The 12059-nt window shown below is 68.9% G+C and carries 11 protein-coding genes; 3 read left to right on the plus strand and 8 right to left on the minus strand.

Going from position 1 to position 12059, the window contains the following annotated elements:
• Positions 1-114: DUF1778 domain-containing protein (locus ABNT58_RS01050; RefSeq protein WP_348751667.1), on the minus strand; the 114-nt coding region annotated here is incomplete at its 3' end.
• 239 nt (positions 115-353) lie between these two features.
• Here ABNT58_RS01050 and ABNT58_RS01055 point away from each other — a divergent pair.
• The gene (locus ABNT58_RS01055) at positions 354-1646 is read left to right on the plus strand and encodes a PD-(D/E)XK nuclease family protein (RefSeq protein WP_348751658.1); all 1293 of its coding nucleotides are present in this window, start codon (positions 354-356) and stop codon (positions 1644-1646) included.
• A gap of 65 nt (positions 1647-1711) precedes the next feature.
• On the plus strand, positions 1712-3157 hold the full coding sequence (locus ABNT58_RS01060) for a cytochrome P450 (RefSeq protein ID WP_348751659.1): 1446 nt from the start codon (positions 1712-1714) through the stop codon (positions 3155-3157).
• Here ABNT58_RS01060 and ABNT58_RS01065 read toward each other — a convergent pair.
• The 7 genes from ABNT58_RS01065 to ABNT58_RS01095 form a co-directional block, all read right to left on the minus strand.
• Positions 3055-3852, minus strand: a complete 798-nt coding sequence (locus ABNT58_RS01065) for a PEP-CTERM sorting domain-containing protein (protein WP_348751660.1) — start codon at positions 3850-3852, stop codon at positions 3055-3057. The genes ABNT58_RS01060 and ABNT58_RS01065 overlap by 103 nt on opposite strands.
• 36 nt (positions 3853-3888) lie before the next feature.
• Positions 3889-5958, minus strand: a complete 2070-nt coding sequence (locus ABNT58_RS01070) for a LamG-like jellyroll fold domain-containing protein (RefSeq protein ID WP_348751661.1) — start codon at positions 5956-5958, stop codon at positions 3889-3891.
• A 99-nt stretch (positions 5959-6057) separates the two neighbouring features.
• Positions 6058-6795 carry a (5-formylfuran-3-yl)methyl phosphate synthase gene (locus ABNT58_RS01075; protein WP_348751662.1) on the minus strand — a complete coding sequence of 246 codons (738 nt, stop codon included), beginning with the start codon at positions 6793-6795 and terminating at the stop codon, positions 6058-6060.
• Positions 6792-7364, minus strand: a complete 573-nt coding sequence (locus ABNT58_RS01080) for a DUF447 domain-containing protein (RefSeq protein ID WP_348751663.1) — start codon at positions 7362-7364, stop codon at positions 6792-6794. Before ABNT58_RS01080 ends, ABNT58_RS01075 begins: the two co-directional genes overlap by 4 nt.
• On the minus strand, positions 7357-8796 hold the full coding sequence (locus ABNT58_RS01085; protein WP_348751664.1) for a DUF6513 domain-containing protein: 1440 nt from the start codon (positions 8794-8796) through the stop codon (positions 7357-7359). The genes ABNT58_RS01080 and ABNT58_RS01085 overlap by 8 nt, the downstream gene beginning before the upstream one ends.
• Positions 8775-9440 carry a flavoprotein gene (locus tag ABNT58_RS01090; protein WP_348751665.1) on the minus strand — a complete coding sequence of 222 codons (666 nt, stop codon included), beginning with the start codon at positions 9438-9440 and terminating at the stop codon, positions 8775-8777. Before ABNT58_RS01090 ends, ABNT58_RS01085 begins: the two co-directional genes overlap by 22 nt.
• A complete protein-coding gene (locus ABNT58_RS01095; protein WP_348751666.1) occupies positions 9370-11490 on the minus strand; it encodes a sigma-54-dependent Fis family transcriptional regulator in 2121 nt (706 codons plus the stop codon). The genes ABNT58_RS01090 and ABNT58_RS01095 overlap by 71 nt, the downstream gene beginning before the upstream one ends.
• A 248-nt stretch (positions 11491-11738) precedes the next feature.
• Between ABNT58_RS01095 and ABNT58_RS01100 the strand changes: the two genes are divergently transcribed.
• Positions 11739-12059: dihydroneopterin aldolase (locus ABNT58_RS01100; RefSeq protein ID WP_348751668.1), on the plus strand; the 321-nt coding region annotated here is incomplete at its 3' end.

Consider the following 12059-nt stretch of genomic DNA (forward strand, 5'->3'; position numbering starts at 1 on the left):
AAAGTCGCTGACGCTGCGGCCCTGAAGCTCCGCCGCACGGCGAACGACGGCCAGCGCATCGGGGGCGATGCGGGCTTCGACGCGGGCGGTGCGGGGGGTTGCAGTGGCGGCCATGGTCAATTGCTACTTCGGCAAGAATGCTAGTGTACGTCAATCCGCCGTACATGACCAGAGGCGTTGCTCCGCCACCCAGCGCATCGCCACTCTGGACGCCGATCGCCCATCCCGGTCGTCAGCCAGCAATCAACGTCTGCCTATCACGCCCAGACGATGACTGAACAGCGTATCTACGCTGCCCCGCCATTGCGCGCCTGCCTCTATCGTGCGTCGCATTCACTCAGGAGCAATGCGTCATGTCGAGTCCACCCAATTCACAGCTGGACGACTTCTTTGCAGACGACGATGTCAGATGGCTGCTGGCCAATGCCCGGGAGAACCGCGCACTGACCATTGCGTTCCCGAAAGAGATCAACATCTCGAATCTGTTTGCTTGGCTCCTGTCACCCCACGAAGGGCACGGCCTCGGTGACCTGCCGATCAAGGAGTTGCTCTTCCGCGCATGGGACGTGTGCGCCGACGACCAGGAAGCAGACCGGCTGCTCGGGCGCTTTCGACCGGCCCTGGTGCACGGCCTGACGTTTTCAGAGGCGGTGGTGGTCCGTGAGTACGCTGCGCCGGAAGATGCCGGCCGAGTCGACCTCGTGCTTGTCGACCCCAAGAATCGGCTGGTGCTGGCTGTCGAGAACAAGTACGGCGCAAAACTCGGGTTGCAGCAATTGACGCGCTATGCAGATGCGTTGGAGAAGAAGCTACCGCGCGATGAAGATTGGCAACTGATTTCGGTGATGCTGGACTACGACACCGAATCTGAAGCAGACGACCAACGTTGGCTCAAGCTGGACTACGAATGGGTGATCGACATGATCAAGACCCAATTGGGCCTGGGTCTGTTGTCGCAGGAAAGCGCCGCGACGCTGCAACAGTTCTCCGACCATCTGGAGGACGAAGGCCTGGTGCCTTACGCACGGCTCACACCGGCGCAGGCGACCGACCGCATCTTGCAGGTGGCCCTTCGGCATGCCGATGTGCTGGCGCAGATGAAGGACCTGCGCAAGCGCTCTTCCATCCAGGCGGTCGACGCGCTGCTCCAGCGCAACCAAAGTCTTGTGACGCTGGAATACACCCGGCACCGCAAGCTGTGGGACTACGTGCTGGAGGTGGGCGCACGCGCCCACCTGCTGGTGCCGGTGAAGCAGGCGTTCCCGCATGTACTGGCGGACCTCGAGTCGTCATCCCGCGTCAGCTACTTCACACTTCCGGCGTGGCAGGAAGCTTGGTCCCAGCCAGACCCGGACGACCTCTGCTGGCCGATCTGGGCAGCGTTCTACGAAAGCGGCGATGTGGATCGCAAGGTGTACATCGTGACGGGCGACGTTTTCCCTGAGCGTTGCAAGGAAGAGCTCGTCGAAGACATTTCCAAACAAGCGAAGGCCCTGCGCAAGCGCAATGGCATGAAGGCCCAGCGCCCCCGCGCCGACCACATCCGGGTCGGCCACTGGCGCTGCACCACGAAGGAAGAAGCCATCGACAAGCTGCTGGCGCTGATGAAGGCCATGGACGCCTCGCTGCTGCAGCGACGGGCCTGAGAGCAAGCTCGCTGGGTGTCGGCGACCTGCTGGTGATCCCTGCCGCCCCGCGTCACACTCAGCCCATGACCCTCCCCTTCGATCACCTCCCCGCCGCCGAGGGCGGATGGCGCGGCCTGGGTGCGCTGCGCGACCTGCGGCGCGACTACCTGGGCACGCTGGAGCGCCACCGTGTGCTGGGCGACCTGGTGCGCCAGCGCATCCTGCGGGAGCAGGTGCTGGACGTGTTCGACCCCGAGCTGGTGCGGGCGCTGATGGTGGACCATGCCGATGCGCTGATCCGATGGGAGCGCGGGCCCGAGGTGTTTGCCGAAGGTCTGGGCCAGTGCGTGCTGGTGACCGAAGGCGCCATCTGGCAGCGCCAGCGCCGCATGCTGATGCAGGCTTTCACGCCGCGACGGGTGGCCGGCTACGTGCACCACATGGTCGATGCCACCGTGCGCGGCCTGGCGCCGCTGGCCGACGGTGAGGTGGCGATGGACGGCCTCTTCAGCCACCTGGCGATGGACGTGATCTCACGCACCTTGTTCAGCGCACCCATCGGCGACGACACCCAGGCCGCGGCGCGCGCGGTGCAGGTGCTCAGCGAGATGGCGCTGCGCGAGATGTTCTGGCCCGCCACGCCACCCGACTGGCTGCCGCTGCCCGGCAAGGCGGCCAAGCGCCGCTCGCGCCGGCTGATTCACGGGCTGATCCAGGCCCACATCGACGCGCGCCGCCAGCAGCCCGCGGCCGGCAGCACCGACCTGCTGCACATGCTGATGACGCTGCGCGACGAAGACGGCGGCGGCGGGCTGACCGACCAGGAAGTGTTCGACCAGTGCGTGCTGAGCTTCCAGGCCGGGCACGAGACCACTGCCACCGCCCTGCTGTGGTGGAGCTGGCTGATGGCGCGCCACCCGGCCGCGCAAGCCCGTGCGGCGGAAGAAGTGGCCGGCGTGCTGGCCGGCCGGGCCCCCGGCGCCGATGCGGTGCAGGCCCTGCCCTGGCTCACGGCCACGCTGAAGGAGGCGATGCGCCTCTATCCCCCCGTGCCCGCGCTGATGACGCGGCGGCTGCTGCGGCCGATCACGCTGGGCGGCGTGGAAGTGCCGGCCCGCACCATGCTGCGGGTGACGCCCTGGCTGCTGCACCGCGACCCGCGCTGCTGGCCCGACGAGCCCGACGCCTTCCGGCCCGGGCGCTTCATGCCATCCACACCCGACCAGCCGGTGGCACACATTCCGCGCGGGGCCTACATCCCCTTCGGCCTGGGGCCGCGCGTGTGCCTGGGCCAGCACTTCGCGCAGCTGGAGATGACGGTGATCGCGGCCCTGCTGCTGCAGCGCTTCGAGCTGCACACGGTGGACGGCCGCGAAGCGGTGCCGCGCATGGCCGTGACCTTGCGCCCGGCCGGCGGGCTGCGGCTTCAGCTGCGGCGGCGACCGCGGCGCGAGACCGCGCCCACCACGCCCAGCCCCAGCAGCGCCATGGCCCAGGTGCCCGGCTCTGGCACGGGCGCCAGCGTGTAGTTGGCGATGGTGCTGATCTGCTGCGTGCTCAGGCCCTGCAGCAGCGGCTGCGTCAGCAGGCCCTGGCCGGTGGTGATGGCCAGGCTCACATCGGCCGCGGTGGGGCCGTTGAGGTCGCGCGCCAGGAAGGCGTAGTTCAGCAGGCTCAGCGTCTGGCCAGCGGCCAGCGTGACCTCGAAGCTCACGTTGTAGCGGTCGGGCGTGAGGCTGGCGTGGCCCAGGCCGTTGTTGCCCGAGACCAGGGCCAGCACCGGGTCGCTGCCGCAGGCATCCATGCCGTCGTTTTCGCAGCTCACCAGCAGGCCGCCGGCCGCGTGGTGCACCAGCTCGTCGCCGTCGGAACCCAGGTTGCCGAAGAAGTTGAGCGTGGTGCTGACGCTGGTGCTGCCGGTGTTGGTGAAGCTGTCGTAGAAGCGGTAGACGTTGCCCGACAGCAGCTCGACCTGGCGTTGCTGCACCAGGCTGCCCACGCCGCTGTTGTAGAAGCCGAAGGCATCGAAGGCGCCGTCACCGGCGTCCATCACCTGGCCCAGGGCCTGGTTGAACATCGGCGTGCTGCCACCGGCGCCCAGGTAGCTGCTGCCCGTGGTGCTGCCGTCGAAGATGCCCGGCGTGGCCTGGAACTGCGCCGCCTGGGCGGCCAGTGGAACGAACACCGCGGCCACGGCCACGGCGATGAAGCGTTGCATGAACATGCGGATCTCTCCAGAAATCAAGTCAGGGCCGGGCGATCAGCCGCGGCGGGCGGTCAGCCACTGCTGCGGGGGCAGCGGGCGGCCCACCAGGCGCAGCTCGCCGATCCAGCCGTAGAAGCCGTCGTCCAGCACACCGTCCCACCAGCCGGCGCCCAGGATCCAGGGCTGCGGCGGGTTCTGCGATCGGGTGCCGGTGGCGGCACGGGCCACGTTGCGCAGCACCGGTGCACCTTCCACATACAAGGTGGTGGTGGCGGTGGCGGGGTCGTTGACCACGGCCACGTGGTACCAGGTGTTGCGGATCAGCTCGCCCGACCAGTTGGTCTGCGCATATTGCGAATTGCTGGCCGGCACCACTTCCCACTGCACTTCGCGCAGGTTGGAGATGGCGAACAGCACGCTGGAGGCTTCGGGGTCCCCGCCGCGGTAGCCGCCCGGCACCTTGCCGCGGTTGCCGCAGCGGCCCAGCAGGTTGCCCCAGCGGTGCTTGCTGGCGTCCCAGTCGGCCGGAATCTTGACGAAGGCCTCGATGGTGTAGCCATCCCAGAAGCTGCGACCGTTGACGCCGGCGCCCGCCGCGGTCAAGAAGGCGCTGATGCGGCCCACCGTCTTGTCGGTGTTGCGGAACAGCACGCTGCCCGCGGCCGACGACAGGTAGTGGCGGTCGGTGGACCACACCACGTCGCCTGCCTGGGCCTGTGGCAGCAGCGCGGTGCGCGTCATGTCGAAGCCGCCGGCCACGTCGGGCAGCGTGTCGCCCGGTTGCACCACCTTGCCCTCGGTGAGGCCCACCGGCGCGCGCCAGTGCGCATAGGTGTCGGGCGCCAGCGGGTAGTCGTCCACATGCGCGGGCGGGCGCACCACCGGCTTGGTGGGCTCCACATAGCCGGCCAGCAACTCGGTGCGCACCCGCGGCAGGATGGGGGCGCCGGTGGTCGAAGCGGCGGGCTTCCAGCGCAGGAAGCCGGCGAAACGCTTCTTGAAGTTCACCGGGATGGTGAAGCGCTGGTTGGGCTGGGTCAGCTCGGCGAAGTCGAACTGGTTCAGCTTGGCCTTGGGCTTTTGCACCACCCAGGGCGAGAAGGACATCACGTCGATGCGGTTGCGGGTGAAGTCCACCTCGTACAGCCGCATCATGGCGTTGCCGCCCTGATAGTCCATCTGGTAGTCCACCACCATCTGGTGGACCTCGTTGCCGAAGTTGTTGTACTTGCGCAGGTAGGCCGCCCCATGGTGGTGGCCGTTCAGCGTCATGAAGATCTGGTCGTTGTCGCGGATCAGCTGGTCCCACAGCATCAGGCCGTAGTCGGTTTCCTGCGGGCTGTTGCCATCGGCCGCGATGTTCAGCAGCTGGTGGTTGCTGAGGATCACCGGCAGCGTGGGGTGGCGGCGAATGACGTCGCGCGCCCAGGCAATGCCGGCATCGGAGATGCGCCACGACAGCGACAGCACCATGAACTGCACGCCATGGGCCTGGAACACATGGGCCTCATGGAAGCCCGAGGGGTCGCGCTCCAGGAAGGTGGCCTGGCGCGCCGCACGCTGCTTCGGGAACCACTGCAGGTAAGGCTCGGAAGCCAGGTTGCGCTGCGCGTCGGTGCCGAAGCCCTGGTCCGAAGGGCGGTGGTAGTCGACGTCGTTGATGACGTCGTGGTTGCCGGCCAGGATCGAATACGGCACACCGGCCGTCTCGAGCTTCTGCATCGCCGCATCGGCCACGCGCCACTGGTTGGGCTTGTTCTGCTGGTCCACCACGTCACCCAGATGGATGACGAAGGGGATGTTGAAGGCCTGCGCGTGGCGGGCGATCCAGTCGGTCTGCGCGTCGAAGGGCGTGGAGCCGTAGTTGGCCTGGAACTGCTGGCCTTCGTCGGTGGTGGCGTAGCGCGCATAGAACTGCGTGTCGGGCAGCACCGCGATGGCGAAGCTGGTGACCACGCTGGGCTCCGCGGCCTCGGCCGTGTCCACCGCGCCCAGCAGGCCGCCACCGGCGGCCAGGGCCGACAGGCCGGCCGCGCCGCGCAGCATCGCGCGCCGGTCGGTCGTCAGGCCAAACTCTCCCTCCACCGGGCCTTGGTCGGCCGGTGCCTTGTTGATCTCGCTCATGGGCGTACTCGGGTTACTGCTGAGGTCTCGCAGTGTTCGGCGGCGCCATGGCGGGCTGATGACAAGGAACCAGGGGCATCGATGCCCCTGAAGAGCACCTCAGTGGGGCTGCGCCGGGGTCTGGCTCAGCAGCTGCCGCAACGCCCTCACGCGCGCCGGCTCCAGCGCGCCACCTCGGTCGCCTGCACACACTGCCGAGCGGAAGCCCGCGAAGTCGGGCGCCAGCGCCTGCACCGCCGGCAGGTGCTGCAGGCGCAGCGCGCCGGCCAGGCCCACCCCCTGGCCAGCGGCGCGGATGGCGTGCACGAAGCGTTGAAGATCGGCCATCGGCATCGCATCGAACAGGCTGCCGGCCAGCTTGTCCTGCGTGTCCACCATCACGCCGGCCAGCCGCGAACTCAGCGCGGCGGCGTGGGCCACCACGGCGGAGTCCAGCCCCTGGTCGGCTATGAACACCGGCACGATGGCATGGCCGCAGCCGGCCAAGGCATCCAGCGCGGCCAGGGCGGGCGCCGCCTCTGCCGTGCGCGGAATGCCCACCTTCACGATGTCCACGTCGCAGGCGGCCACCGCATGCACCCGCGCCATCACGGCAGGCAGGTCGGTCAGCGGCAGGTCGCCGATGGTGGCGCTGATCGGCAGCGTGCTGCCGCCGCTGCGCAGCGACAGCACGATGGCGCGCAGCGTGGCTTCGGGCAGGCCGCCCAGCGCGCCGGCCCGCGGCTCCTTCAGGTCGATGAAGTCGGCGCCGCCTTCGGCCGCCTGCCAGGCCTCTTCCACCGTGCGCACGCTGACCAGCAGGCGCAGGCCCTCTTGTCTAGACAAGTTCATGTTCATGCCGCCTGCCCCTGCCGGTGCTGCGCAATGGCCTGCTGCAGCCAGCCCCAGGCCTCGCGCTCGTCGGGGCCGGCGGTCTTGTCGATGGCGATCTGCAGGTACTGCATCTCGCTGTCGATCTTGTCGGCCGGCAGAAAGCGCAGCCGGCTCACCAGCACCGCGCCTTCCAGCACCGCGGCCTGCGCGCGGTTCATGCCGATGAAGGGGGCGTGCGTGGCCTCATGCACGGGGCGCAGACGCAGCACCGGGCGTTCGGTGTCGGGCTGCTGGCCCACCAGCTGCAGCTCCACATGGCGCAGCGCAGTCTGCAGCCGCACGCCGGGCACCTGCTCGGCCGGCAGCACGGGCCACTGCTTGCGGCCGGTGACGCAGCCGGCCAGCACCCGCACGTCGGTCAGCAGGTTGAGCACCGCATGGCCGGTGGCCACGATGTTGTCCAGCGTGGTGGAAGGCTTGAAGGGCATCAGCACCACGTCGCCCTGCACATAGCGGATGCCCATCGGCGCCACATGCGGCGTGCCGATGGGCGACACGGTGGTGACCACCGCCTCGTAGATCAGGTCATTCATCTTTCACCGCCTGGGTGACGTCGCCGCGTTCGCGGCCCGTGGGGACGGTCCGGCTGGTGGGCATGGTGGTGCCGGGGGCGCACCAGCTGGTGGTGTCCTGCGGCGCCTGTTCCACCGCGCAGCCCCAGGCCAGCGGCTGGTCTTGCACGTAGCGCTTGCCCAGCCGCCAGGCGATCTCGGCATGCGCCAGCTCCACGCCCATGTAGAAGGCATGCGGTGCATCGTGCTGCAGGCCCAGCTGCGGCCACAGCTCGAAGGCGCCCTGCCCGGTGCGCAGGCCGTCGCGGTTGTACACATGCAGGCCCTGGGCCGACACCTGCACCCGGAAGTTGGGGTCGCGCACCTGGGCTGCGGTGGCGTCGATCTCGGCCGGCGCATCCGGGAAGGGGTGCTTGTCGTGCACCGTCATCAAGGCGTCGTTCAGGCCCTTGGGCAGCATCTGCCGGCTGCGCGCCGCATGCATGATGCGGCGCGCCCAGTCCGCTTCGCGCACCGCGCGCCGCGCATGACCGCTGACCTGGGTGGTGAGCACCGCCGCCACGTCCAGTTCGGCGCACAGGCCGAACAGCACCGCGTTGATGCCGCTGGTGTCGGCCTCGGTCAGCTCGGTCACGTTGCCCACGCCCATCATGATGGCCACCTCAGGAAACGCTTCGCGCAGCCGGTGGTAGCGCACGATGGACGCGGCCAGGCCGAAGGGGATGGGGTCGAGGATGGCATCGGCGATGAAGGGCTTGCCGCGCTGCTGCATCAGCCGCACCGCCTGGTGCAGAGAGTCTTCGTCGGTGGGCGTGCGCGGAATCAGCACCGGCGTGGCGGCCACCTCGTCGGCCACCCACAGCGTGTCCAGCGTCAGGCTCAGCAGGTAGTCGGCGCCGGCCCGGCCACCGCGCAACAGGTCTTGCGGATCGACTGCGTCCACGCTCACCTGCAGGCCCAGCGCCTTGAGCGCCTGCACGCTTTCGGCGAGGTGGCCGAAGGGTGTGTCGGGCAGGCTGCCGAGGTCGATCACGTCGGCGCCGTCGGCCTGGTAGGCCTGGGCACGTTCGACGATCTGCGCGACCGTCAGCCGCGGCGCATCCACGATCTCGGCAAAGATCGCCACCTCGTACGCGCTCAGGTCCACCGCCTTGGCGGCGCGGTTGAAAAAGCGCGGCAGGTCTTTCAGCTCTTCAGGCCCACGCTGCACCGGCAGGCCATAGTGGGCCGACAGCGCCTCCACATCGCCACGGCAACGGCCCGGCACGATGATGCGGTCGGCCACCACCGGCACGGGCAGGCGGCGGCGCACCATGTCGGCGGTCATCAGGCCGGCCACCTGCAGGCCGATGTCACGCGTCTCCCAGGTGAAGGGTGCGTTGTCGATCGCGCTCAGCACACGTTCCAGGCTCGGCTGCGCCAGGCGGCCGGTCAGGAAGACGATGTGTTCCATGCGAGGTTCAGTTCCTTCAGGCGGGCGTCGAGCACCGCCTCCAGCTCGGCCGGCGATGCCACCACATGGCAGAAATCGATCTGGCGCAGGCGCTCGACGTTTTCGAGCTCGATGCGCCGCGGCCGCAGCGTCACCCAGTCGTGCGGCGACTTGGTGACGACCACCGGCTCGGTATCACATGCAAACACGATGCCGGGAATGCCCAGCTTGCCCGCCTGCGCGAACATGTTGGTGGGCAGGCTGTCGCTGATGCCGAATGCGCACTTGGCCACGGTGTTGCTGGTGGCCGGCGCCACCACCACCGTGTGATAGACGTCGTCGTACAGCATGCCCACCGGCACCGCGCTGCGGGTCTTGTCGCGCACCAGCCGAAAGTGCTGGCGCAACTCGTCCAGCGGCAGCTTGTAGATCTCCAGCACCTCTTCGCCGGCGGCGGAGAGAAACAGGTCCACCTGCGGCAGCCGTTTGGCCAGCGCCAGCGATTCGTCGAGGTAGTGGCCCGAGCCGGTGATGCACCACGCAAAGCGCGAGCGTGGCGTGGCCGGCACCGCCGGCAGGTCGTCGTCTGGGGTGTCAGCGCTCAGGGTGCGAGATCTCGATGTGGAGCTTGTGGAGCTTGCGGTAGAGGGTGTTGCGGCTGACATCGAGCGCCTTGGCGACATTGCTGACGTTCCAACGGTGCTGCTCCAGCATCTGCAGCAGCACCTGCCGCTCGTTGGCCTGAATCGGGTTGAGCTTGGGCAGCGCGGGCTCGGGCGCGGCTTCGGCAGGGGCTTCAGCGCCCGGGTCGGCGCCCAGGCCGCTGAACGAGATGGCCGAGGCGGCATGGGCCGCCGGCATCGGCGGCGCGATGACCGCCGGCTTGTGGCTGGCCGAGGGCGCGCCATCGGCAAACAGCGATGGCAGGTGCTCACGGCCGATGGGCTTGCCGTCGGCCAGGGCCGCGGCGCTGCGCAGCACATGCCGCAGCTGGCGGATGTTGCCGGGCCAGGCATGTTCCAGCAGCAGGCGTTCGGCCTCGGGGCTCAGCACGCCGTCGCCGCCGCTTTCAGTGGCCAGCAGGTTGTGGATCAGCTCGCGCTTGTCGCTGCGCTCGCGCAGCGGCGGCAGCGTGAGTTCGATGCCGGCCAGGCGGTAGTACAGGTCTTCGCGGAAGCGGCCTTCGCGCACCAGGTCGGGCAGATGCCCGTGGCTGGCGCTGATGAGCTGGAAGTCCACCGGGTGGGTTTCTTCGGTGCCCAGCGGCGTCACCTGGCGTTCATCGAGCACCCGCAGCAGCCGGGCCTGCAGCTCCAGCGGCATGTCGGCAATCTCGTCAAGGAACAGCGTGCCGCCATCGGCCTGCAGGATCTTGCCGCGGCGGCCGGTGCGCTGCGCGCCGGTGAAAGCGCCGGCGCGGTAGCCGAACAGTTCGCTCTCGATCAGCGTCTCGGGCAGGCTGGCGCAGTTCACGGCCACGAAGTTGCCGTGCGCATGCGGGCTGCCTTCATGCACGGCCTTGGCAAACACCTCCTTGCCGGCGCCGGTTTCGCCGCGCAGCAGGATGGGCGTCTGCCGCGCAATCACGCGGCGGGCCGTCTGCAGCTGGGTGGCCAGGCGCTGGTCCTTGAAGGTGATGCCCGGCGTGGCCGGCTTGCCGGGGCGCGGCGCGGCGCGGGCGGGCAGCGGGCCCAGGCCGGCGGATGCCGGGCCGGTGATCTGCGCCGTGGCGGCCTGCACCGGGCCGGCCAGGCTGCGCGCGCCACGGGCCGGCGCAGGCGCCGCTTCGCTGGCCGGCTGCCGCGCGACTGCGAAGAAGCGCAGGGCGGCATTGGCGCGGTAGGTGACCACCGGGTGGAAGGAGGAACTGCTGCTGCGCTGGAGCATGTCTTCCAGCGAGGTCTGGAACAGGTCTTCAATACGGCGCGAGCGCACCTCGTCCACCGACTGCAGGCCCAGCTGGAACAGCGCGCTGCGGTTGGCGGCCAGGATGCGGCCGTCGCCGTCCACCGCCAGCTTGCCTTCGTGCAGCGTGTAGACGAACTCGGGCCGGCTGTGAAAGTGCAATGGGTGCGCATTGCTGAAGCGGCGGTCGATCAGCCGGTTCTCGATCATGCGCGCCGTCATGCCCAGCAGCACCAGCAGGTGCTGCTGCATCAGCGAGCTGCGGCTGGTGACGTCCAGCACCGCCGCGATGTCGCCGGACGGGTCGAACACCGGCACCGCTGAACAGGTGAGGCTGGTGAACTGGCTGAAGAAGTGGTCTTCGCGGCGGATGGACACCGGCGAGCCCGAGGCCAGGCAGGTGCCCATGCCGTTGGTGCCGGCTTCACGCTCGCTCCACACCGCGCCCACGCGCAGGCCCAGCGGCGCGGCTTCGGCCGCGAACTCGGGCGAAGACACCATGTGCACGATGGCACCGTCGGTATCGGTGAGCACCACGGCCGAATCGGCATCGCCCAGCTGCTGGTACAGCGTGGTCATCTCGTAGCGGGCGCACTCGATGACGTCGGCCTGGCGCTCGAAGCGGCTTTGCAGCGCCGCCTGCGAGATGATGGCCGGCTCGCGCGGGTGCTCGGGATGCAGCTGGTACTCGTTCAGGCAGCGGGCCCAGGAACGCGTCACCAGGTCGTTGCCGGGATCGGTCAGGCCGTTGCGGACAACATCCAGAATGCGGTCGGCGTGGCGGTCATGCCCTGGCAGCACCAGTGTCATGTGAACATCCTCAGCGTCAGCCCATCGATTGGGGGAGTTGCGATTCTGGTCGGATCGCCACCGCTGCCTACCGGGCGAAACCCCGGGTTGAAGGCTTGCACGGCCAGCGCCGTGACACTTGGCTCGCATTTTGCAGCCCGCGCTGCCCACGCCGACGCGCGTGGAAACGAACGGAGACAAACGCCTTGATCGCCCAGCCCAGCTTCAACGCCCTGCCCGCCCCGCAGGCCGCACGTGCACCCGCCCGCATGGACATCATCTTCATCGAGGGCTTCACCGGCCACACCGTCATCGGCATCCACGAGAGCGAGCTGCACGTGGCCCAACCGCTGGTGATCGACGTGCATGCCGGCGTGCCACGCGCCCGCGCCTGCGACACCGACCGCATCGGCGACACCATCGACTACAGCGTGGTGCGCGAGCGGCTGCAGCAATTGATGGCGAATCACCAGCTGCAGCTGCTGGAAGCCTTCGCCGAGGCCATTGCCGACCTGCTGCTGCAGGACTTCGGCGCCCGCTGGGTGCGGGTGAAGGTGGTCAAGCCGCGCAAGTTCGACGACGTGCAGGCG

It is taken from the genome of uncultured Aquincola sp. (genome assembly GCF_964001545.1).
Taxonomy (GTDB): Bacteria; Pseudomonadota; Gammaproteobacteria; order Burkholderiales; family Burkholderiaceae_C; genus Aquincola.